We start from the raw sequence: 23,516 nt of genomic DNA, 5'->3' as shown, positions 1-23,516 counted from the left end.
ATCAAAAATCGATTCCTTAAGGTATGACTTAACTATTTAAAACTTATCATACTATGAAAACAAATACATATTTGCAGCTTTAGGTCATTACAACAAATAGTCTGTATTCACAAAATTTGATTTTTTACTTTTCAGCAGTGATTTTAAAATTTCATTGTTTTTGGGATTGTCTTTTGAAGCTACAAAAGTTCGTATAGAAAATGAGCGTAAGGCATCATGAACACTCAATGTCCCAACCGCAGAATCTTTACGACCTGTAAAAGGCAATACATCAGGACCTCGCTGACAAGAACTATTGAGATTAACTCTACATACCAAATTAACTAGCACGTCAATTAGTGGGGCAAGTGCATCTACATTGTCACCAAATAAGCTGACCTGCTGACCGTAATTTGATTTTGCTATCTCTTCTAAAAGATCTTGTATATCACTAAAGGATTTCACAGGAATTACGGGTCCAAATTGTTCTTCCTGATAGACGCGCATTGACTCAGTTACAGGATACAGAACCGCTGGATAAATATAATTTTCTGACGTTTCTCCTCCTTTGGCATTTAGAATTTCTGCCCCTTTTTCTTTGGCATCATCTATCAATTCCTGAATATAAGCGGGTTTGCCAGGTTCTGGTAATGGGGTCAACTTTACTCCCTCTTCCCAAGGTTGTCCGAATTTTAATTCATCTACACGATTAGCAAATCGCTTATTGAATTCTTCTCTAATATCGTCATGCACATATACTATTTTTAGAGCTGTACAACGTTGCCCATTGTAAGACAAGGTTCCATTAATACATTCGTCAATAGCTAAATCTAAATCTGCGCTTGGTAAAATAATTGCTGGATTTTTGGCTTCCAGGCCAAGAATTAATCGTAATCTGTTTTTATAAGGATGCTGATCTTGAAGTGCTATAGCAGATTTGGAATTACCTATAAGCGCAAGTACATCTATTCTTCCGGTTTTCATAATAGGAGCGGCTACTTCTCTGCCTCGACCATAAATCACATTGATAACTCCTGCAGGAAAACTTTTCTGAAAGGCGTCAAGTAAAGGAGATAACAACAAAACTCCATGTTTTGCAGGTTTAAATACAGCTGTATTTCCCATAATCAATGCGGGAATAAGCAAAGCAAAAGTTTCGTTGAGTGGATAGTTGTAAGGCCCTAAACACAAAACAACTCCAAGAGGACCTCTTCTGATGTGGGCGTTGATTCCGCCAACTTTCTGGAAGGTATCGCTATCTCTATCCAACTGTTTGTAATCTTCGATAGTATCATAAATATAATCTACTGTTCTGTCAAATTCTTTTTCTGAATCTGGTAAAGTTTTACCTATTTCCCACATGAGAAGCTTCACGACTTCTTCTCTTTTCGTTTCCATCAATTCGACAAAATTCCTCATGCACTTAATTCTGTCTTTCACCTTCATGGTGGGCCATTCACCTTTTCCATAATCATATGCATTTAAGGCAGAATCTAAAACATCTAAAGCTGTCTTTTCGTCCATATGAGGAACTGTACCAAGCATTGTTGGCTTGTATTCGTCGGTTGATGAGATTGTAGAATGTACCTCATCCATTTTACCTTCCCATTTCACCAGTTTGCCATTATCCAGATAAGTGGTTTGATGCAATAAAGAATCTATCTTTGAGAAATTTGAATTAGTCATAATTATTTGTGATTTATATTAAAAAATTCCAATTTAATTAAAGAAACCTATGCTTGTATCATAACCAACCCAAATAAATTGTTAAGCTTTAGATTCAAATTATTAAACACAAAAAAAGCCTCTAGAGTCTAGAGGCTATTTATAAATAGATTTATAAATAAGATTTATCTTAAAATTGTTTCTTTTCGGTCAGGTCCAACTGAAACAATTTTTATAGGTACAAGAAGTTCATCTTCAATGAATTTGATGTAATCTTTTAAGCTTCGAGGCAGGGTATCAAAACTAGAATGTTTTGATATATCTTCTTTCCAACCTTTGAATTCTTTATAAATCGGTTCTAAATTTTCAGACTCTATATTATATGGTAGATGCTGAATCTCTTTACCATTGTATTTATAAGCAACGCAAACTTTTAAAGTCTTGAATCCACTCAACACATCACCTTTCATCATCATCAATTCGGTAACTCCATTCACTTGTACTGCATATTTTAAAGCGACTAAATCCAACCATCCGCATCGTCTTGGTCGACCTGTTGTGGCTCCAAATTCATTACCAATTTTAGCCATTCTTGCGCCATCCTCATCGAATAGCTCTGTAGGAAATGGCCCACTTCCAACTCTAGTTGTATAGGCTTTGAAAATTCCAAAAACATTTTTGATTTTATTAGGCGCAATTCCTAAGCCTGTACATGCACCCGCAGCAGTTGTGTTTGAGGAAGTAACAAATGGATACGTTCCGAAATCAATGTCCAATAAAGATCCTTGAGCACCTTCAGCTAAAATTGTTTTATTATTAACTTGAGCCTGGTGAAGGTACTCTTCAGAATCGATAAATTGTAATGATTTTATAGATTCGACAGCCTCAAAAAATTCATGCTCTAGTTCCTTCAAATTGTACTGAACATCTACATTATAAAATTCTATCAACGCTTGATGTTTATTGGCTAATTGACGGTATTTTTCTTTCCAGTTATCAAATTCAAGATCACCGATTCGTAGGCCGTTACGTCCTGTTTTGTCCATATATGTTGGACCAATACCTTTCAAGGTCGAACCAATTTTTGCCTTACCTTTAGAAGTTTCTGAAGCGGCATCCAACAATCTGTGCGTTGGTAATATGATGTGAGCTTTTCTTGAAATGAGCAAAGTTTCTTTAAAATCAAGATTAAACTTTGCCAATGCATTAAGTTCTTTTTGAAAAATAACCGGATCAATCACTACTCCGTTTCCGACTACATTTACTGCTTCTTTGTGAAAAATACCGGATGGAATTGTATGTAAAACGTGCTTTATACCGTCAAATTCTAAAGTATGACCTGCATTGGGCCCGCCTTGAAATCTTGCTATAATATTGTAGTTTTTGGTAAGATAATCAACAATCTTTCCTTTGCCTTCATCTCCCCACTGGAGTCCAAGTAGTAAGTCTACTGCCATGTTTTAGTCTGTCTTTGGTTCATTTTTAGTTCCGTAAAAATATAATGAATGTCGATCTATAGATATGTCGAACACCTCTTCAATTGTTTTTTTGATGGACTCAATTCTGGGGTCACAAAACTCAATGACTTCACCTGTATCCGTAAGGATAACGTGATCATGTTGTTTATCAAAGTAGGATTTCTCGTATTGAGCCTGGTTTTTTCCAAACTGATGTTTTCTCACCAAACCACAGTCTAAAAGTAAGTCTATGGTATTATATAATGTAGCTCTACTTACCCGATAATTTTTCGTCTTCATTTTAATGTAAAGAGACTCGATATCAAAGTGATCATCACTTTCGTAAATTTCCTGGAGTATAGCGTATCTTTCTGGGGTCTTACGATGTCCGTTGTTTTCTAAAAATTTTGTAAACACATTTTTTACAACAGCTAAATCGTTTTTTAAATTATTTTTATTTACCATAATTACAAAAATATACTTTTATTCACGCTTAACCTTATCGATTCCATCGATTTTTTTCAATCTTTCTATAAGTGTTGTCAATATTGAATTGTTTTTAACTTTAACAACCAGTTTACCCTCAAAAATACCGTCGTTACTAGAAAAGGCTATACTTAATATATTAACATGAAGGTTTTTTGAAATTTCATTGGTAATTATGCTTACCAAACCAAGATCATCTATACCTGTAAGTCTTATGGTTGCGCTGAATTCCTCTTGAGAAGAATCAATCCATTTTGCTTTCAAGATACGATAAGCATAATTACTTTGAAGCTGAATCGCATTTGGGCAATTCTTCTTGTGTACTTTTATACCTTCTTTTATGGTAGTAAAACCAAAAACCTCATCCCCAGGGATTGGATTGCAACATGCAGCTAGTTTATAATCTAATTTTTGTTCGTCATCTCCAAACACGAGTTGATCATAATTACTTGTTACATCCTCCTCCTCTTGTGTAGTGTCTTTGGTTGGTGAACGCCTAATTTTATTTTTGAAAAAGGAAACCAAAGCATTACTTCTTGAAGATGCATAGTCTTTTATTTGTTTATTGTCGATGGTACCAATACCAACTCTGTAAAATAAATCAAGACTTGTTTTCAATTTAAAGAAAACAACCATTTCGTTCACAGTTCTTTCGTTTAGGCTAATGCGCTGTGATTTCAATTTTCGCCTCAAAATTTCTTTGCCTTCAGCAGCAATAAGTTTACGTTTTTCTCTAAGTGCTGATTTTATTTTAGTTCGAGCTCTTGCTGTAGTTGCATAGTCTAGCCAGTTTTTGGTTGGCTTTGCATTTGAAGAAGTTATAATTTCAACTTGGTCACCACTTTTTAACACTCTACTTAAAGCCACAATTTTACCATTGACTTTAGCTCCACGAGTTTGATATCCTATATCGGTGTGAATAGAAAATGCAAAATCTAATACTGTAGCGCCTTTAGGCAAAGACTTTAAATCCCCTTGCGGAGTGAAAACAAAAATCTCTTTAGAATACAAGTTTAGTTTGAATTGTTCTACAAAGTCTACAGCATTCATCTCATTATTCTCTAAAGCTTCCTGAAGCCTATTCAGCCATAAATCTAGACCTTGTTCATCTTGAGCTTCATCCTTATGCTTGTATTTGTAATGAGCAGCATAGCCTTTTTCTGCTATCTCATTCATCCGCTCGCTACGGATCTGCACTTCTACCCATTTTCCTTTGGGCCCCATGACAGTGATATGTAATGCTTCATATCCAGTAGTCTTTGGTGAGGAAATCCAATCACGAAGCCTTGTAGGATTGGGCCTAAAATAATCAGTAACAATAGAATAAATTTTCCAGGCTAGAAACTTCTCATTTTCAGGATTAGATTCATAGATAATTCTAAGTGCAAACTTGTCATATATCTCATCAAATGATATATTTTGATTTACAATTTTCTTCCTTATTGAGTATATTGACTTTGGCCTCCCCTTAATTTCAAAATTAATATCCTCTTTTTCTAAGGCCGTAGATAATATCTTAGAGAAATCTTTAATGTATTGATCTTGTTCTTCTTTACTCTCTTTTATTTTTCCTAAAATATCATTATAAACTTCTGGCTCAGTGTATTTCAAACTAAGATCTTCCAACTCAGTTTTTATATTGTAAAGGCCTATACGGTGAGCTAAGGGTGCGTAAATGTAAAGCGTTTCACTTGCAATTTTTACCTGCTTATCAGGGCGCATAGCATCCATAGTTTGCATGTTATGGAGTCTATCTGCAATTTTGATAATAATTACTCGTATATCATCATTGAGAGTCAACAGCATCTTCCTGAAATTCTCTGCCTGCATGGAGATGTCCCCGTCCTTCTTAAGGCTAGAAATTTTCGTTAATCCATCAACAATTCGAGCGACTACTTCGCCAAACATACGCTCAATATCTGATAAACTATAGCGAGTATCTTCCACAACATCATGCAATAAAGCTGAAGCAATGGAAGTAGCATCAAGACCTATTTCGTAAGCTACAATTTTTGCCACAGCAATAGGATGAAAAATATAAGCTTCTCCAGATTTACGCCTTTGATCTTTATGGGCTTCTACTGCGGTTTCAAAAGCCTTGCGAATTAGCTTTTTATCTTTATTGCTTAAAGTTCTGTAACTGATGCGCAAAAGCTTCTTGTATTCTTTTGTAATTTCTTTGCTCTCCTGCTCTAGATATGCATCGGTGATCTCCATAATCTTGTCTCTTATTTAAATGAAATTACGAATTATTTTCCAGATTTCTTAGCCTTTTTGCCAGTGGTGGATGAGAAAAGTAAAAATATACGTATGCAGGGTGAGGTGTCAAATTACTTAAGCTATTTTTTGATAATTTCTTAAGTGCCGAGCTCAAATATTCACCGGAATAAGTAGATTTTGCAAAATCATCTGCTTGAAATTCAAATTTACGTGATAAAATATTTGTAAAAATGCCCAATACCAAGGAAATAGGGGCATACAAAAAACTGAATGCAACTAGACCAATCTGAAAACTTGGTTCTTCAACACCTAAAGCCTGAGCCAATAAAGGTTCACTTACAAACAAAGAAAGCAACCACAAGGTAAAACCCACAGTAATTATTGAAACAAATAGATTTATAATGACATGCTTCTTCTCATAATGTCCAACTTCATGTGCAAGAACGGCAACAATTTCTTCATCTTCCAAATCATCAATTAAAGTGTCAAAAAGAGTGATCCTCTTTTCTTTACCAAAGCCAGAAAAATAAGCATTGGCTTTTTTGCTTCTCTTAGAACCATCAATAACGAAAACATTTTCTAGCTTGAAGTTCATTTTGTGAGCATACCTTTCAATTTTAGACCTCAGGTCACCTTCCTTTAATGGAGTTTGTTTATTGAATATTGGAACAAATAGTTTGGCATAAAACATATTCAGCAATACAGAAATAATTGTCACTAAAATCCAGGTATACCACCAGAAATCTATTCCCACATAATTGTAGAAAACTACAATCAAGCCAAGAATAACACCACCTAAGACAACAGTTAAAAGCAATGACTTTAATTTATCCTTCCAGAACAAAAGCCGAGTAGATGTATTGAAATCATAACGCTCCTCTGTAGTGAATGTGAAATAATAATCGAATGGTAAACTAAGGAATTCACTCACAAGAAATAAAATACCGAAAAAAAGCAAAGAAACCAAGATAGAATGATCAGCGTATTGATTGACAATAGAATTGACAATTTGAAATCCGTCCACACTCAAAAATACAAGAATCAATACCAAAGAAAAAGTGGACTGGACGACTCCAAATTTGAATTTATCTTTTTTGTAATTCTGAGATTTTAAATATTCTGACTCGTCGTAAAGATCTTCAATCTCCTCTGGAGGTTTGGCGTCAAATCTTGTATAATTAAGATAGTCTAGAAAGCTGTCAAGCAGGAAATTGAAAATAATAATACCAATAATGAAATAAAAAATAATTTCTGGAGACATTTTTTGATTTTTGAACAAATCTAAATCATGTTTTCGAATTTGATTGTGGAACGACAATTCAATTGATTTTGAATTTTATGCAAAGTAGGTTGTCATATTCATTAATAGATGCTAAATTTGCTTTAAAGCAATGCGAAAGTTGTAGATGAGTAAATTGGTATCAAGCGTTGAATCTTTAGAAGTCAATTTGAAAAAATTGATTTCAGATTATGAAAGTCTAAAGGTTGAACATAATCGTTTAAAAAGCCAGTTTCATTCTACATCAGAATCTGTTTCGGGATTAAATTCAGAAATAGAAAGATTACAACAAGAAAACAAAACACTCAGAACAGCCAACGCAATGCTAGGCAGTACCGAGCACAAAAGAGAGACAAAACTTAAAATAAATAGCTTAATTAAGGAAATAGATATTTGTATTATTCAATTAGCAGAATGAAATGGCTTTAGATAAACTAAAAATTAAATTATCGATTGCAGACAGGGTTTATCCTTTAACCATCAGACCAGAGCAAGAAGAAGGACTAAGGAAAGCAGCTAAAAGAATAAACGGAGTTATCAAAAAATATGAGCAAGATTATGCTGTAAGGGACAAGCAAGATGTATTAGCAATGAGTGCTTTGCAATTTGCTGCAGAACTTGAGCAAAATCAATTATCATCTTCTTCAGAATTAAAAAATGCTGAACTAAGGCTTGAAGAATTAGATGAAATGCTCAAAAAACAATTAAACTAACGTTCATTACATAAATCGATACTGCCTGTATTAGTCGTACCTTTTTGATAAACTCAACATTTACTATTTAAAAAGGGTGAGTTTCAGTTGCTAAAGCAAGCCGCCACTTCGGTGCAGCGGATCCTTGATCAATTGAGTATCCCTAAACCTGTTTACACGGAGTTTTATACAAAACTAGGCTAATGCAGGCTTTTTTTATATATACAATTATGGAGATTACATTTATTATAATAGCAGCGGTAGCTGGACTTGTCATAGGATTCATCATTTCGAAAACAATTGATAGTAAAAATGCAACAGGAACTTTAAAAACTGCGGAAAAAGAAGCCCAGAAAATACTTAAGGAAGCTGAAAAAGAAGGCGAAAGCCTCAAAAAAGACAAAATACTTCAAGCTAAGGAGAAATTTATTGAACTCAAATCTGAGCATGAAAAGGTCATCCTTAACAGAGACCAAAAAATAAGCGAAGCTGAAAAGAGAACTAAAGACAAAGAGTCTCAGGTTTCCAATGAACTTTCCAAACAAAAGAAACTCAATACAGATTTGGAGGAGAAATTGAAAGATTACGCCTACAGGACGGAGTATCTTGAGAAAAGACAAGAAGAAATTGATAAGATTCTCCAGCGTAAAATCAATCAACTTGAAGTCTTAAGTGGTCTTAGCGCGGAGGATGCAAAAAAACAACTTATGGAGTCTCTACGTGAAACTGCGAAGGCTGAAGCCATGCAGATGATCCAGGATACCGTTGAAGAGGCAAAACTTACAGCTCAACAGGAAGCAAGGAAAATTGTCATCAATACTATACAGAGAGTTGGAACAGAAGAAGCCATTGATAATTGTGTATCGGTGTTCAACCTTGAAAGTGATGATGTAAAAGGTAGAATAATAGGTAGAGAGGGACGTAATATACGAGCAATCGAAGCGGCAACTGGAGTTGAAATCATAGTGGATGATACGCCAGAAGCTATCATCCTCTCTTGCTTTGATTCTATTCGTCGGGAAGTCGCTAGATTATCCTTACATAAATTAGTAACCGACGGTAGAATTCACCCGGCGAGAATTGAAGAAGTCGTTAAGAAAACAAGAAAAGCAATTGATGAAGAAATTGCGGACATTGGTAAACGAACTATCATTGATCTTGGAATTCATGGTTTACACCCTGAACTTGTGAAGATGGTCGGTAGAATGAAATACAGATCGTCTTACGGACAGAATCTGCTACAACACTCCAGAGAAGTCGCCAACCTTTGTGGAATCATGGCTTCAGAATTGGGATTGAATCCAAAACTCGCCAAGCGAGCTGGTTTGCTCCATGATATTGGTAAAGTTCCAGAAAATGAAACAGAATTACCTCACGCTATTTTAGGTATGCAATGGGCAGAAAAATATGGTGAAAAACCTGAGATTTGCAACGCCATCGGGGCTCACCATGATGAAGTGGAGATGACCTCATTACTTTCGCCATTAGTTCAGGTTTGTGATGCTATAAGTGGTGCAAGACCAGGCGCAAGAAGACAAGTCTTAGATTCCTATGTGAAACGTCTAAAAGATCTTGAAGAAATTGCCTTTGGATTTGGAGGCGTCAAGAAGGCTTATGCTATTCAAGCAGGTAGAGAATTGAGAGTGATTGTAGAAAGTGAAAAAGTAACTGACGAAAAGGCCTCCGCATTATCCTTTGAAATCTCTCAAAAAATTCAAACGGATATGACATATCCAGGTCAGGTAAAAGTGACCGTCATACGAGAGACTAGAGCGATTAATATTGCTAAATAAATAGATTTACGACCTAAAAGAAGAAGGGCTGTTTCGATTGAAACAGCCCTTCTTGTTTAAAGTAATGTTTTAACTTAAAACTGCTCTCTGCCTGAAAAGTGGAAGTTGCTCTCTATCGTAGCATTTTCATCGCTATCGCTTCCATGAATAGCGTTTTCACTGATTGATGTTGCGTATGTTTTACGTATAGTTCCTTCAGCAGCTTCTTCTGGATTGGTTGCACCAATCAAAGTTCTGAAATCGTCTACTGCATTTTCTTTTTCAAGAACTGCAGCAACTATAGGTCCACTAGTCATGTACTCAACTAGTTCACCATAAAAAGGTCTTTCCTTATGGACTTCGTAAAAAGCCTTAGCATCATTCTCAGTCATGTGCGTCATTTTAAGTGCCACAATTCTGAAACCTGATCCAGTAATTTGTTTTAAGATATCACCGATGTAGCCTTTAGAAACTGCATCTGGCTTAAGCATAGTAAATGTTTTAGTTACTGCCATTATAGTGTTTTTTATTTTGGTTGCAAAAGTAAGCAATTCTTTAGACTTAAATATTAAGCCTTAACATTAGAATTTGAGAGTTAAACTTTGCAGGATACGTCCATCTTTCGTTGATTTTATTTTCAAATAAGCATTTTCTTCTGTCAAATTTAAATCCACTATTCCATAGCTGCTTTCAGCAGTCACCTCACCTACTCTATAACGATTTGGTTCTCCATCATAAGAAGAGTAAGAATGCGTTAATCCACTAGAGGTGAAATCTGTCAATGGGTAACCAAGATCTTCTACTTTCTTTTGTGAAAACTCGGAAATATGTCGGTCACCACTCAATAAAAGAATATTTTTTAAAGAATTTGATTGAAGCAGAGCTTCCATTTTATCCACTTCATGTGGAAAATTACCCCAGGTTTCAAAACCATGCTCACTAGATAAAAACTGGATACTGCTTACAATAATATTAAAGTCTGCTTGCGAATTTTCAACTTCATCTTCAAGCCACTTCCACTGCTCCTGCCCTAATAATGTTGAGTCTTTAGATGAATGAGGCTGATATCTATGATTTGGATTTTCAGCACCCTGCATTCCGTCTCTGAAATACCGCGTGTCTAACAAGTAGAACTTGATACTTTTATCGCCTGCACTGATGACTTTAGAATAATAAGTTCCTCCTCTGGACGCCATCGCATGAGTAGAATCCAACTCAAAAAAGTCCATGTACAAAAATTTTGCTTGATCTTTATACTTCCATTCTTTACCCGCATCATTTTTTCCATAATCGTGGTCATCCCAAACGCCAATGGGGGCATTTGGTAGACTGGAAACGAAAGATTGATAATAGGTGTTGCTTTTTAAAGTATCATACTTAGCTCCCATCAGTTCCATATCTGGAGTGTCAGCGTATATGTTGTCCCCCCCCCAAACAAAAATATCTGCTGAATCTTTTTCAATAGTGGACCAGAATCCCTGTGACATATTTTGGCGGTTACAACTACCTAAAGCTATTCTGAAGCTTGTCTTTTGTAATGATTTAGAAGTTACTTCTGAACTCTCATTTTCTGTTTTGGATTTACAGGATAAAAGCGAAAGACTGGCAAAAACCAAAAGTAAGCATGTATTTTTCATAATATATAATTTTCACAAATCTAGAAATTCAAATGTTATTGCATTATTAAGAATTTGTACATTTGACTTCTATGAGGAAAAATACGATAGATGGGCTCAAAGGCCAACTGAATAAGAATTCAAAAGTTAGTATAATTGGTCATAAAAATCCAGATGGTGATGCTTTAGGATCGACACTTGGCCTGCATCTATTTATGAAAGAGCTAGGGATTACATCTCAGGTGATTATGCCAAATAGCTTTCCAGACTTTCTGGCCTGGCTACCCGGTGTAGATGAAATTCTCTGCTACGATACTGAAAAATCTCAATGTGAAGAAAAATTGGATAACTCCGATTTTGTATTCACCTTAGATTTTAATCACCTGGATAGAACAGGAAGCCTTGGTGATTATCTTCAAAAAATGGACATAACTTTTATAATGATAGATCATCATCAACAACCAGCAGATTACGCTCCTTACATGCTATCGGACACGTCTATAGCGTCTACCTGCGAACTTGTACATGAATATATAACCACAGAATATCCAGAAACAAAATTGACAGCAGATATCGCTAGCTGTCTTTATACTGGCATTATGACGGACACAGGTTCATTCAGGTTTCCATCAACGACCAGCAAAACCCATAGGATTATTGCAGACTTGATCGATGCTGGTGCAAATAACTCTGAAATACATCAAAACACATTTGACAATAATGCTGAAAGCCGACTGCATTTGCTAGGAAAAGCTCTGCAGAATTTAAAAGTCCTAAAGGATTTAAGCACGGCTTACATTTATCTATCCCAGAAAGATTTAAATGAGCATGGTTTCAAAAAGGGCGATACCGAGGGTTTTGTGAATTACGCATTATCCTTGAGAGGAATCAAATTCGCAGTTATTTTTATTGAAAATAAAGCGGAGAATATTATTAAAATTTCTTTCAGATCCATTGGTGATTTTGATGTAAATACTTTTGCAAGAAACCATTATAGTGGTGGTGGTCACAACAATGCGGCTGGAGGTAAAAGCGATTTGGATCTAAATTCAACTTTAGAAAAATTTGAAGAGACATTAACTAACTACAGGAAAGAACTTTCATGAAATCAATAATTTATTTAGTTTTCTTAATCGTCTCGATACAGGCATGTAAATCTCCTGAACCGAGAAAACCTGTGAGTAGAGCTTCAAAAAGTTTTACAACCAAGTCTTTAGTGATGAATAAAGCTATAGTGGAAAAGGAAGAAGCTTATATCCAAGAAATAATAGAAAAAGATTCTACAAACACCTATATCACATCGGCAGATGGATTCTGGTATTATTACAATTCAGAAAATAAAAAGGATTCTATCACTCCAAATTTCGGAGACGAAGTAGAGTTTAATTATAATATTCTCACTTTACAGGGAGATACCATCTATTCGAGAAAAGAGCTTGGTGAGAGAGCTTACGTTATCGATAAAGAAGAAATTTTTACAGGCTTGCGACAAGGTCTCAAACTGATGAAAGAAGGTGAAACTGTTACTTTTCTTTTTCCTTCCCACCAGGCCTACGGATATTATGGAGACAACGATAAAATAGGAACTCACGTTGCTCTCAAGGCTACTGTAACATTGAATGAAATAAAAATTAATAAAGATTAAAACTAAAGTAAAATGAAAACACTGAAATTATCATTAGTTGCCCTACTTGGATTGCTTATTTATAGCTGTTCTTCCAAATATCCAGATCTTGAGGATGGTTTGTATGCAGAATTTAAAACTTCAGAAGGAGATTTCGTAACCGAATTATATTACCAACAAGTACCCATGACCGTTGGTAATTTTGTAGCTCTAGCCGAAGGCAACCATCCTAAAGTTGATGAAAAGTATGAAGGCAAAAAATTCTACGACAGTATCATTTTTCATAGAATAATAGACGGATTTATGATTCAAGGTGGCGATCCTAGCGGTACAGGCCAGGGAGGTCCTGGCTACAAATTTCCAGACGAATTAACTCCAAAATTGGGTCATGAAAAAGGAGTTCTTTCTATGGCCAATGCTGGACCAAAAACCAATGGCAGTCAGTTTTTTATTACATTGGTTCCAACAGCACACCTTGACGGAAAACATAGTGTTTTTGGGAAAACAGTGGTTGGTGAAAAAGTTGTTGATAGCATCGGTAAGGTAGAAACCGGCGCAAGAGATAAACCTGTAGAAGATGTAGTGATAGAGACAGTCAACATTCTTAGAAAAGGAAGTGATGCTAAAGCATTTGATGCCGTTGAAGCTTTCAAAAATGGAGTGCAAAAAGCAGAAGAAGCAATGGCTGAAGCTGAAGAAGCAAGAAAAGCTAAATTAGAGGAAGCTAGTGAAGGTTTTGAAATAACAGAAAGTGGACTCCGTTACAAAATGACAGAAGAAAATCCAAATGGTACTACTCCAAAAGCTGGTGACTTAGTAAAAGTTCATTACACAGGTTATCTTCTTGATGGAACTAAGTTTGACTCGTCTCTAGACAGAGACCAGCCCATTGAATTTCCTGTGGGGACAGGAAGAGTTATCCCAGGTTGGGATGAAGGTATTATGTTGTTGCAAACAGGAGAAAAAGCAGAACTCGTTATTCCTTCCGAATTAGCTTATGGTGCTAGGCAGGCTGGACCAATTCCTCCAAACTCAATTTTAAAATTTGAAGTCGAATTGTTGGAAGTGGAATCAAACAATTAGACCTATACATTTAAGTGATCAATTGTTTTAAATTTCCAATTGGACATCCTTCATCCAATTGGAAATTTTTTTGAAGGACTATATATAATTTAATTTGGTTGATTTTATTAAATAAAATCTTTCCATAAGATACTTAAACTTGAATAGAATGAAATATTTACGGTTGTCACTTTTTGCAGTATTTGTAATTCTAATTCAAAGCTGCTCTTCGGAATATTCAGAATTGGAAGATGGACTTTATGCAGAATTCAAAACTTCCAAAGGAGATTTTGTTGCAAAGCTGCACTACAAAGATGTTCCCATGACTGTAGGAAATTTTGTAGCCCTTGCAGAAGGAGTGCATCCACTTACCGAAAAGCGATATAGCGACAAGCCATTGTACGATAGTTTGATTTTTCATAGAGTGATCAAAGATTTTATTATCCAGGGTGGTGATCCAAGAGGTACAGGACGAGGTGGACCAGGATTTAAGTTTCCTGATGAAACTGATGGCAATTACACACATGATGCAAAAGGCATCTTATCCATGGCTAATAGTGATGCTCAGGATACGAAGGATCCTTTTGCCAACACTGGGCAAACCAATGGAAGTCAATTTTTTATAACATTGCGTCCAACCCCACATCTTGACGGTTTACACACTGTTTTTGGAGAAGTTGTTATCAATTATGATGTCGTAGATTCTATTGGTGATGTAGAAACAGGTGGTGCCAATAGACCAGTAGACAAAGTTTATATTGAAAAAGTAACTATCATCAGGAAAGGAAGCGATGCAGAAAAATTTGATGCCATAGAGGCTTTTGAAAGCCGTGTAGCTGCTTATGAAGAAAATTTGAGAAAAGAAGCTGAAGAAAGAAAACTATGGGTTGAAGAAAATTCTAAAGGTTATCAAGAGACCGAAAGTGGATTAAGATATAAAATCACCAAAGAGAATAACAAGGGGGAATCTCCAAAACCTGGAGATATGCTAAAAGTTCACTACGAAGGTTTTTTAATCGATAGCACAAAATTCGATTCATCCTATGACCGTGGTCAGCCCATAGAGTTTGAACTTGGGATAGGAAAAGTTATTCCAGGTTGGGACGAAGGACTACAGCTTTTAAAGAAAGGAGAAAAAGCAAAATTTATAATACCGCCCTATTTATCATATAATGAGAGAGCAGCAGGGCCAGTCCCTCCCTATTCAATTTTGATATTTGATGTGGAACTCGTGGACTTTAAAAAGCAATAAATTAAAAATCCCCAATTTCACTTGAAATTGGGGATTTTTAATTTATTGAATATCAGTTATAACTTATCGATTTCTTCCTTCAATTGTTCTTTGGTTTTTCCGGTTTTTTCTTGAAGCTTACCGAGCATTTCATCAAATTTACCTTCAGAATATTTTAAATCGTCATCTGTAAGTTTTGCATATTTTTGCTTCAATTTACCTTTAGCTTCATTGAATTTTCCTTCTAATTGATCTCAGTTCATAATATTAAATTTTTAAATTATTATATATACAATTTACTCAACAATTCTTTATTTTATGCTAACAAAATCCAATTTAACTCAATTTTTGAGTTTTTGTTTTCTTTTAGTTTTTTTAATAAGCTGTAGCACAACTAAGACATTAAAGGGTGGAAACTACCAAGTAAAATTCATTGATGAATACACAATACCAAGTGGATTTACTTATAGTAATGAAACCTATGGCGGAATCTCAGGCATCGATTACAAAGACGGACAACTCATAATGGTCAATGATTCACCTTCCAATCCACTCATCTTTTCTGCTGAATTTAATCTCGTTGACTTCAAGCTAGATACTTTGGTTTTTACTTCAGTAGTGAAACTTAAAGCAGATCCTTTTTTTAAAAAAAATGCTCTGGACATGGAGTCCCTTCGCTTTGATGAAGACAATTATCTGATTTCTACAGAAGGTAGTATTAATAAAGAATTACCCCCAACGATATTCAAAGTCAGTCCCGATGGACGATTTCTGAAAGAATATACGTTGCCGGACTATTTTCTACCAGGAGGTGAAAATCAACCTCGGCAAAACGGTGTTTTTGAAGGACTTTCTATGAGTTTGAATTCGGATGGGTTTTGGTTTGCCAACGAATTACCTTTAATTGAAGATGGTAAAGCCCCAAAACTTTATAATACCAATTCTCCAATTCGGCTGAGTTATTTTGACAGAGAACTAAATCAAGTTACCCGTCAATATGCAATGGACCTAGATAGAATTACTAAAATTCCACTTGTCCCTTTTGCCGTGAACGGATTAACTGAAATTTTACAGCTAGAAAATGTAAAATTTTTAGTGCTGGAAAGATCTTATTCAGCAGGTCATAAAAGTCAGGGTAATAAAGTAAAACTCTTTCTTGTAGACATCAGAAATGCTTCAAATACTAAAGATATTGAGCAACTTGAAAACACTTCTGAAAATGTTATTTATGCTAAAAAAAGTCTGCTCTTTGATTTTAAAAGTATTAAGTCGAAACTGACCGACAAGATCATTGACAATCTGGAAGGCTTATGCTTTGGACCTATATTACCCAATGGAAACAAGAGTTTAATAATTGCATCGGACGATAATTTCAGTAGTTTTGGGCCACAAATCAACCAATTTATTCTTTTAGAATTAATAGAAAATCAATGAAAACAAAATACTACTTTCTTGCGTTAGCCTTCATCTCTTTATTATTTTCTTGTAAAAATGAAGAAGAAAACACGTTTCAATTTGATATTCCAGAAGAAAAAGAAGCTCAAACCACAACTTATTATTTTCTGAGGCATGCCGAAAAGGACACGCTAGACCCCAATGATAAAGATCCACAACTTACTGAAGAAGGAATAAAACGCGCTAATTATCTGGCTAAAGTCTATTTTGCAGATAAAGAACTGGATTTATTTTATTCTACAGATTTCAGCAGAACAATCCAAACCTTGATTCCAACAGTACACTACTATAAAGGAGATATTTTAAGTTATGATGGTGGTAAGGATTCGTTGTTCACAAAAAAATTCTGGCAAGACACCTATGGTAAAAATGTTGTAGTGGTTGGTCACAGCAATACCAGCCCGAGATTTGTCAATGAAATATTAGCTGAGAATAAATACGAAAAATTAGACGAAAGCACCTACGATGTATTCTTTAAAGTTGAAGTTGATGAAAACCTCAACGTAAAAGATTATATAATCACCAGAATAGTTCCTGAAAATTTCAGTTACAATTGAGTTCTTTTGGAAGAAGTTCAATTTCTTCGTTTTGTATCAGAGATAAGAGCTCAAGTTTATCATTTTCGTACATTTTTCCAATATCCTCTAACTTTTTAGACTTGGATTTTGGCTTGTAATTCTCGTAATCCTGAAATACAACACCGTCAACAGTTCGCCTATTGATAGCTTTTCTAAAGCGTAATCCACCTTCGTTAACTATAAAACTGTAAGCCAAATAATCCATAGAAAAATCTTCTACATCGAACCAATAGATGTAAATATCTTCAAAATCGACTCCACCACCATCTTCAGAGAAATTGACTTTTAACTTATAGTATTCGTTACCTTCTATTTCTTCAGTCCCAAGATCGGTTAGCTTTACCGCATCATCTTTGAGTCTCAAAGGAAGTTGCATAAAGTAATGCACCGAATTAACCGATTCCATGTATTTAAATGCAGTTGTATCTGCCAGCTTCACTACAGAATCGTTTTTGTAACGAGTTAATTCTCCCTTGTAAAGCACATCTTTGATAGATTTAGTTTTGGAAATTCTTTCGAACTCAAACCCATCACAAGTGGGAGTAGCCTTGTAATCGTAATCTCTGAAGGTGAATTTCAATACGTTTTTATTCAACTTAGTTTTACCAGAATATTCGATTGCCTTGTCAATTATTTCTTCTGAAATTAATGGCTTCTCTGAGTCTTTACAACTTATTAAAGCAAGTATTAGAAAGCTAAAAATATACTTCGTCATAGTATTAATTTAAATATAAACATTAATCATTGCTTACTCCTATCCTTTCAAAAGTCTTATTTTTGAACCAATTACTCAAAATCTATATGGTAAAAAATAAGATTAACATAAAGAATAAGAAAGCAAGATTTCAATATGAAATTTTGGACAAATATACAGCTGGAATTGTTTTAGCAGGCACTGAAATCAAATCAATTCGGGAAGGAAAGGCCAACATTGCCGAAAGCTTCTGCGAGTTCAACGACAAAGGTGAATTGTTTGTTATCAATATGGATGTACAGGAATATTCCCATGCTACTCATTTCAACCACAAACCCAAAAATGCAAGAAAGCTTTTGCTCAACAAGCAGGAGTTGAAAAAACTGTACAAAGAAGTCAGAAATACTGGATTGACGATCATTCCTTTAAAACTGTTTCTAAACGACCGAGGTTTTGCAAAGCTTCAGATTGCTTTGTGTAAAGGTAAAAAGCTTCATGACAAACGTGAAACCATCAAAGATCGGGACACCAAACGAAAACTAAATCGAATCAACAAAACCTACAACACCTGATTTTATCCTGACTAACCTAACTTTATGAAGCATTCGTTCATCCTCCTCATTTTACTAGTTTCTACCTCCTATTCTCTTGCACAAGTTAAAGGTAAAGTCACAGACACCAATAATCTCCCATTACAGAATGTGAATGTCTATGTAGAAGGGACTTTCAATGGAACTACGACCAATGCTAATGGTGAGTTTAGAATTAGAGTTGATGCTTCAAAAGAACAGTCGATTGTTTTTAAATTTTTAGGGTTTGAAACAAAAACTGTCGTTCTGAAAGATCAAGATAATTTTATTGAGGTCAAATTGTTAGAAAAAGTAACTAGCCTGGATGATGTGGTGATTAGTAACAATGAAGATCCTGCTTATGGAATCATCCGAAATGCGATAGAAAAACGGAAAGAAAATTTGACTAAAATTAAAGAATTCAAAGCTGAATTTTATTCCAAAGGATTGTGGGAAATTCAGAATGCACCAGAGAAAATTTTGGGTCAAGAAATTGGTGACCTTGGCGGTGGCTTAGATTCAACACGTAGTGGTGTAGTCTATTTAAGTGAAACTGTTTCTAAAATCGCCTACAAAGCCCCAAATAATTTCAAGGAAAACATCATCGCTTCAAAAGTTAGTGGAAACGACCGAGGTTTTAGCTTTAATTCTGCTGAAGAATTTAATTTTTCAGTCTATGAAAACACTTTAAATCTGGGTAATAATCTAGTTTCACCTATTGCCAACTACGCCATGAATTACTACGATTATGAACTAGTCGGGACGTTTTATGATAACGACAGATTTCTTGTTAATAAAATAAAGGTGATACCCAAACGGCCAAATGATGCGGTGTTTAGTGGACTTATTTACATCATAGAAGATACCTGGGAAGTTTTTGGCGTGGAGCTAAAAACCACTGGAAAATCGCTACAAATTGAAGTCATCGACGAAATCAATCTCAATCAAACCTTTAGTTACAGCGAAGAAAATAAGTTTTGGGTCTTGATATCTCAAGACATTTCTTTTAGCTGGGGTATTTTCGGGATTTCTGGAAATGGAAATTTTGTTGCGTCTTATAAAAATTATGACTTCAATCCTGGCTTGACTAAAAAAGATTTTAGCAATGCCATCATCGTTTTTGACAAAGAAGCCAATACCAAAGACAGTTTGTTCTGGGAGAAAAACAGGCCAGTTCCATTAACGGAACTAGAACTTAAGGATTACAGCTTCAAAGACAGCATCCAAACCCTTAGAAATTCTCAACCTTACAAAGATTCTGTGGATACCGCCAGAAACAAATTCAATGTAACTGATCCTATTTTCGGGTATTCCTGGCAAAATTCAACGACCAATCAAGCTGCAGGATTTACCGGACTTACCGATGTTAACTACAACACAGTACAAGGTTACAACATCAAATCTGATGTTTATTTTACCCAAAAAGACAGCGCTGGAACTTATAGAAGTTTTTGGGAAGCAAGAGCCTTTTTAGATTACGGATTTTCTGAAGAAAAACTGAGAGCCTACGGACAATTCACCAAAAAGTTCAATAATTTTTCAAAACCCTTTTTAAGTCTATCTGGTGGAACTAAATTGGAGGAAATCAATTCTACCAATCCTATTAATGAGCGTTTATCTTCGATAGCCTCAATCTTTTTTGAAAGAAATTACCTAAAACTTTACGAGAAAGTATTTGGCAAAGCTACTTATAGTCAGGAGGTTATAAATGGATTGCGGATGAGTGCCAGCCTGGAGTTTGAAAGACGACGCGCCTTGACCAACTCCACCAATTCACCGCTAATAAGCAACAAAAATGGAGGTTTTACTTCCAATAATCCACTGGCTCCCGAAGCCTTTGGTTCTTTACTCTTTCCTTCTCATAATATAGGTAGAGCCACCATTGCTGGTCGCGTCAATTTTGACCAAAAGTATATAGAAACCCCCAATGGAAAGTACGATACTTACAGTAACCGTTTTCCTGTATTGAGTTTTAGTTATGAAAAAGGATTTGCTTCAGACATCTCTGATTTTAATTACGACCTCATAAAAGCCAGACTCACACAAACCAAGACCATTTCCAGATTTGGTGAGTTGGGATACAGCTTAAACGGCGGTTTATTTTTCAATGCGGAGAACATCTCCTTTTTGGATTTTAAACATTTTAACGGCAACCAAACCAGAGTGGGTACTTCCAGCACTTACCTCAACCAGTTCAACCTTCTGCCCTATTACGAACTGTCTACCAATTCAGATTATGCTGATGTGCATCTGGAACATAACTTCAAAGGCTACCTTCTGAATAAAGTCCCTTTACTCAATCGGTTAAATTTCAATATGGTAATTGGTGCCAAAAGTTTATTTACCGATGCCAACAAACCTTATTCTGAATTTTCTGTCGGCTTGGATAATTTAGGATTTGGCCAATTTAGATTTTTCAGATTAGATTATGTGAAGCCTTATCAGGATGGATGGCAAAGCGGTGCTTTTGTATTTGGAATTAAACTGCTGGATGCGTTATAGAATCGTATAACATGTTTTTCTTGTCATTCTGATTATCAAGGTATCAGTTATTAGATAATAGGTTTTAGGAAATGTATTTTGGGTATTTAAGTTAAGAAGTCAAATTAAAAAATACTTCAGTATTTAGTATTCAATGTTCTGTATTTGGTATTTATCAAGTGATTTGTTCTCGACTTCGCTCGAACTTGAAACAAGGATGTTTTTGAGTTACTTTAACTTTGTGACCCCTGTGACTTTGTGGTGAATTAGTTTTGAGACAAGAGACAAATTAAAAAATACTTCAGTATTTAATATTCGATATTCTGTATTCAATATTTATATTACAGTTTGTTCTCGACTTCGCTCGAACTTCAAACAAGGATGTTTTTGAGTTACTTTAACTTTGTGCCCTCAGTGACTTTGTGGTGAATTAGTTTTGAGACAAGAGACAAATTAAAAATACTTCAGTATTTAATATTCGATATTCTGTATTCAATATTTATATTACAGTTTGTTCTCGACTTCACTCGAACTTGAAACAGTGCAGGAATAATTAATTAAAAAATCTCTAAAATCAACGCAAAGATTCCTCATCGAAGCTGAAAAGGCTCTTTCTGAATTACAAGAGAGAGTTCTTATCTTAATTTTCTTAGCCTTGTTCTTAGCGCTCTCTGAGTAAAAAAGAGAACCTACAGTATTTACATCATTCTCATAAAACTAATTCTTATCCTCCAACAAGGGTACAAACCGAAATTCACCAAAGGTTTCTTTTTGAAATTTAGTAGCTGAAGTTCTCTTAAGCAAGGTCATAATTTGTGGATCCTCTCCCACGGGTATTACCAGCCTGCCTCCTACTTTAAGTTGAGATAGAAGCGGTTTAGGAATAAACGGCGCTCCTGCAGTAACGATAATTTTATCGAAAGGAGCATAGTCTGGCAAGCCTTTATATCCGTCTCCAAAACTCATAAATTTTGGTCTGTAACCGAGTTGCTGAAGAAAGTTTTTCGTTTTCTTATAGAGTTTTTGCTGACGTTCTATCGTGTAAACCTTGGCTCCGAGTTCGCATAACACCGCCGCCTGATAACCACTCCCCGTCCCTACTTCCAAGACTAGATCTCCAGGTTCGACCTGAAGAAGTTCAGTTTGAAAAGCTACGGTGTAGGGTTGAGAAATGGTTTGACCAGCGGCAATAGGAAAAGCTTTATCCTGGTAGGCATGATCTTCAAAACTGCTGTCCATAAACAAATGCCTTGGAATAGCGTTGATGGCACTCAAGACTTTTTCATCTTTGATGCCTTTCTCTCGAATCAATTCTACCAATAATTTGCGTTTGCCTTGCTGTCTGTAACTGTCTTCCAAGTGATTAGATTTTTACTTCTCTTAAAGTAAAATTAGAAAAAATTGTAAGCAAATTTTGAAAGAATTGACATTCTATTTCTGAAATATTAAAACTAACGTTACCATAGTTTATTTAAGCCACAGATTATCAACTATATAATTAAAAATCAATAGTTTATCTTTTTAATTCCACATTATTTTGCAGAATCTTTTGCTACTGCATTTACGCGGTCAACTGAATCAGACTTAGACAAGGTCAATCGGATGACACTATCTTTTAAAGCAGACAAATCATGATGTACATTAGCTTTCAAAGCAATTATCCCACCTTTGTTTAGTTTATGAGTTACTTTTTCTACGCCTAGATCAATTGCGCCATCAACCACATGAATGACAATTGGGAATTTACTTTTATGCTCTTTCAAAACCTGCCCAGTAGCTAATAAAATTCTGATTTCTTTGGAGAAATCTGACTCTAAAATTACTTTCGTCATTATTTTATCTCCAAAAATTTTATCACCGTTAAAGTTTGCTATGTTCATGACTTTTGTGTTTTATGTTAATGTTTAATCTTGATATATTATCATATTTTAAACCTTCTTTGCTAAAATTTCTCTTATTAAAGATGTGAACTTTTTAGTCACAACATCTAGTTCTATTGCTGATGGTTTTAAATAACTAATCATTATTTTTATTTCATCTGATGAATAATTTTCTGGAATTTCAAGAAGGTTAGTTAAACCGATAAGTTTGGTAACAGGTTGTCTTACGTCATGAGAAACCATAAAAATCATCTCTTCTAATCCATCAATATATTTTCTCAGTGAGTCCTCGGTTTCTGATAGCTCTTTGTAAGCAGCAGTAAGTTCTGATGCCAAATCTTTTTTTGCATCATATTGTTGAACTAACTCCTTTTGTACTTCTATTAATTCATCATCTTTTTTTTGCTTTTTGTAAAATTGTGTAGCAAGTTCTTTATTCGCCTTCAATAATTCATTCGCCCATTTTTTTAATGCGCCTTTTTGATTAGAGAGTTCTTTTTGAGTGTCATTTAATTCGTCAGCCTGTTTAAGCTTTTTCTGATATTGCAAAGCATGATCTTTATTGGCAAGTAGTAATTCATCCGCAAGTTTTTGTTTTTGCTCTTTTTGAAAATCAAGTTCATCATTAGTTTTTATCAATTCCTCAATTCGTCTTCGCTTTTCAATATTTTGCAATGCGAGCTTTTTATTTGCAATAGATAAGTCTTCCGCTTGTTTGTGTTTTTGTTCAAATTGAGATTTATTTTTTTCCCTAAGGAAACTAATTCTTTTTTCAA

The 23,516-nt window shown here is 35.0% G+C and carries 22 protein-coding genes, 1 other RNA gene and 1 pseudogene; 12 read left to right on the top strand and 12 right to left on the bottom strand.

Annotated features, from left to right (window positions below):
• Nucleotides 1–87 precede the first annotated feature (87 nt).
• The 5 genes from LB452_RS04335 to LB452_RS04315 all read right to left on the bottom strand — a co-directional run bounded on the left by LB452_RS04335 (nt 88) and on the right by LB452_RS04315 (nt 7,068).
• The gene (locus tag LB452_RS04335; RefSeq protein WP_224460501.1) at nt 88–1,665 is read right to left on the bottom strand and encodes an NADP-dependent glyceraldehyde-3-phosphate dehydrogenase; all 1,578 of its coding nucleotides are present in this window, start codon (nt 1,663–1,665) and stop codon (nt 88–90) included.
• A gap of 164 nt (nt 1,666–1,829) precedes the next feature.
• On the bottom strand, nt 1,830–3,101 hold the full coding sequence (locus LB452_RS04330; RefSeq protein WP_224460500.1) for an adenylosuccinate synthase: 1,272 nt from the start codon (nt 3,099–3,101) through the stop codon (nt 1,830–1,832).
• 3 nt (nt 3,102–3,104) lie between these two features.
• Complete coding sequence (locus LB452_RS04325) at nt 3,105–3,566, bottom strand: Fur family transcriptional regulator (RefSeq protein WP_224460499.1); 462 nt, start codon at nt 3,564–3,566, stop codon at nt 3,105–3,107.
• Between the two features lie 18 nt (nt 3,567–3,584).
• The gene (locus tag LB452_RS04320; RefSeq protein ID WP_224460498.1) at nt 3,585–5,804 is read right to left on the bottom strand and encodes a RelA/SpoT family protein; all 2,220 of its coding nucleotides are present in this window, start codon (nt 5,802–5,804) and stop codon (nt 3,585–3,587) included.
• A 25-nt stretch (nt 5,805–5,829) separates the two neighbouring features.
• A complete protein-coding gene (locus LB452_RS04315; protein ID WP_224460497.1) occupies nt 5,830–7,068 on the bottom strand; it encodes a M48 family metallopeptidase in 1,239 nt (412 codons plus the stop codon).
• A 145-nt stretch (nt 7,069–7,213) separates the two neighbouring features.
• On the opposite strand from LB452_RS04315, the gene LB452_RS04310 reads away from it, so the two are divergent.
• The 4 genes from LB452_RS04310 to rny all read left to right on the top strand — a co-directional run bounded on the left by LB452_RS04310 (nt 7,214) and on the right by rny (nt 9,571).
• Nucleotides 7,214–7,504, top strand: a complete 291-nt coding sequence (locus tag LB452_RS04310; protein ID WP_224460496.1) for a hypothetical protein — start codon at nt 7,214–7,216, stop codon at nt 7,502–7,504.
• Nucleotide 7,505: 1 nt separating this feature from the next.
• Entirely contained in the window at nt 7,506–7,799 is a 294-nt protein-coding gene (locus LB452_RS04305; protein WP_224460495.1) for a cell division protein ZapA, read from the top strand.
• Between the two features lie 51 nt (nt 7,800–7,850).
• A non-coding RNA gene (ssrS, locus tag LB452_RS04300) (6S RNA) lies at nt 7,851–7,964 on the top strand.
• 44 nt (nt 7,965–8,008) lie between these two features.
• Nucleotides 8,009–9,571, top strand: a complete 1,563-nt coding sequence (rny, locus tag LB452_RS04295) for a ribonuclease Y (protein WP_224460635.1) — start codon at nt 8,009–8,011, stop codon at nt 9,569–9,571.
• A 74-nt stretch (nt 9,572–9,645) separates the two neighbouring features.
• Here the strand turns inward: rny and LB452_RS04290 are convergent, their stop codons facing one another.
• Nucleotides 9,646–10,065 (bottom strand): nucleoside-diphosphate kinase, encoded by a 420-nt coding sequence (locus tag LB452_RS04290; RefSeq protein ID WP_224460494.1) that lies wholly within the window; start codon nt 10,063–10,065, stop codon nt 9,646–9,648.
• A gap of 66 nt (nt 10,066–10,131) precedes the next feature.
• Complete coding sequence (locus LB452_RS04285) at nt 10,132–11,187, bottom strand: alkaline phosphatase D family protein (protein ID WP_224460493.1); 1,056 nt, start codon at nt 11,185–11,187, stop codon at nt 10,132–10,134.
• Nucleotides 11,188–11,258: 71 nt separating this feature from the next.
• Between LB452_RS04285 and LB452_RS04280 the strand changes: the two genes are divergently transcribed.
• The 4 genes from LB452_RS04280 to LB452_RS04265 all read left to right on the top strand — a co-directional run bounded on the left by LB452_RS04280 (nt 11,259) and on the right by LB452_RS04265 (nt 15,104).
• Nucleotides 11,259–12,272 carry a DHH family phosphoesterase gene (locus tag LB452_RS04280; RefSeq protein WP_224460492.1) on the top strand — a complete coding sequence of 338 codons (1,014 nt, stop codon included), beginning with the start codon at nt 11,259–11,261 and terminating at the stop codon, nt 12,270–12,272.
• Nucleotides 12,269–12,811, top strand: a complete 543-nt coding sequence (gene gldI, locus LB452_RS04275; protein ID WP_224460491.1) for a gliding motility-associated peptidyl-prolyl isomerase GldI — start codon at nt 12,269–12,271, stop codon at nt 12,809–12,811. The genes LB452_RS04280 and gldI overlap by 4 nt, the downstream gene beginning before the upstream one ends.
• A gap of 12 nt (nt 12,812–12,823) precedes the next feature.
• Nucleotides 12,824–13,873 carry a peptidylprolyl isomerase gene (locus LB452_RS04270; RefSeq protein WP_224460490.1) on the top strand — a complete coding sequence of 350 codons (1,050 nt, stop codon included), beginning with the start codon at nt 12,824–12,826 and terminating at the stop codon, nt 13,871–13,873.
• A 148-nt stretch (nt 13,874–14,021) separates the two neighbouring features.
• A complete protein-coding gene (locus LB452_RS04265; RefSeq protein WP_224460489.1) occupies nt 14,022–15,104 on the top strand; it encodes a peptidylprolyl isomerase in 1,083 nt (360 codons plus the stop codon).
• 56 nt (nt 15,105–15,160) lie between these two features.
• Here the strand turns inward: LB452_RS04265 and LB452_RS04260 are convergent.
• A pseudogene (locus LB452_RS04260) lies at nt 15,161–15,337 on the bottom strand (CsbD family protein); the annotation flags it as partial.
• Nucleotides 15,338–15,401: 64 nt separating this feature from the next.
• Here LB452_RS04260 and LB452_RS04255 point away from each other — a divergent pair.
• The gene (locus tag LB452_RS04255) at nt 15,402–16,517 is read left to right on the top strand and encodes an esterase-like activity of phytase family protein (RefSeq protein WP_224460488.1); all 1,116 of its coding nucleotides are present in this window, start codon (nt 15,402–15,404) and stop codon (nt 16,515–16,517) included.
• On the top strand, nt 16,514–17,095 hold the full coding sequence (locus LB452_RS04250; protein ID WP_224460487.1) for a histidine phosphatase family protein: 582 nt from the start codon (nt 16,514–16,516) through the stop codon (nt 17,093–17,095). The genes LB452_RS04255 and LB452_RS04250 overlap by 4 nt, the downstream gene beginning before the upstream one ends.
• Here the strand turns inward: LB452_RS04250 and LB452_RS04245 are convergent.
• On the bottom strand, nt 17,082–17,831 hold the full coding sequence (locus LB452_RS04245) for a DUF6503 family protein (RefSeq protein ID WP_224460486.1): 750 nt from the start codon (nt 17,829–17,831) through the stop codon (nt 17,082–17,084). The genes LB452_RS04250 and LB452_RS04245 overlap by 14 nt on opposite strands.
• 86 nt (nt 17,832–17,917) lie before the next feature.
• Between LB452_RS04245 and smpB the strand changes: the two genes are divergently transcribed.
• Entirely contained in the window at nt 17,918–18,382 is a 465-nt protein-coding gene (smpB, locus tag LB452_RS04240) for an SsrA-binding protein SmpB (RefSeq protein WP_224460485.1), read from the top strand.
• Nucleotides 18,383–18,406: 24 nt separating this feature from the next.
• A complete protein-coding gene (locus tag LB452_RS04235) occupies nt 18,407–20,881 on the top strand; it encodes a DUF5686 and carboxypeptidase regulatory-like domain-containing protein (protein ID WP_224460484.1) in 2,475 nt (824 codons plus the stop codon).
• Nucleotides 20,882–21,577: 696 nt separating this feature from the next.
• Here LB452_RS04235 and LB452_RS04230 read toward each other — a convergent pair.
• The 3 genes from LB452_RS04230 to LB452_RS04220 all read right to left on the bottom strand — a co-directional run bounded on the left by LB452_RS04230 (nt 21,578) and on the right by LB452_RS04220 (nt 23,415).
• Entirely contained in the window at nt 21,578–22,219 is a 642-nt protein-coding gene (locus LB452_RS04230; RefSeq protein WP_224460483.1) for a protein-L-isoaspartate(D-aspartate) O-methyltransferase, read from the bottom strand.
• A gap of 173 nt (nt 22,220–22,392) precedes the next feature.
• Nucleotides 22,393–22,740 (bottom strand): cupin domain-containing protein, encoded by a 348-nt coding sequence (locus LB452_RS04225; RefSeq protein ID WP_224460482.1) that lies wholly within the window; start codon nt 22,738–22,740, stop codon nt 22,393–22,395.
• Between the two features lie 48 nt (nt 22,741–22,788).
• Nucleotides 22,789–23,415, bottom strand: a complete 627-nt coding sequence (locus LB452_RS04220; RefSeq protein WP_224460481.1) for a coiled-coil domain-containing protein — start codon at nt 23,413–23,415, stop codon at nt 22,789–22,791.
• Nucleotides 23,416–23,516 lie beyond the last annotated feature (101 nt).

It is taken from the genome of Psychroflexus longus, assembly GCF_020164595.1.
Lineage (GTDB): Bacteria > Bacteroidota > Bacteroidia > Flavobacteriales > Flavobacteriaceae > Psychroflexus > Psychroflexus longus.
Note: the sequence above shows the minus strand (reverse complement) of the source record. Positions and strands in the feature narration are given on the sequence as shown.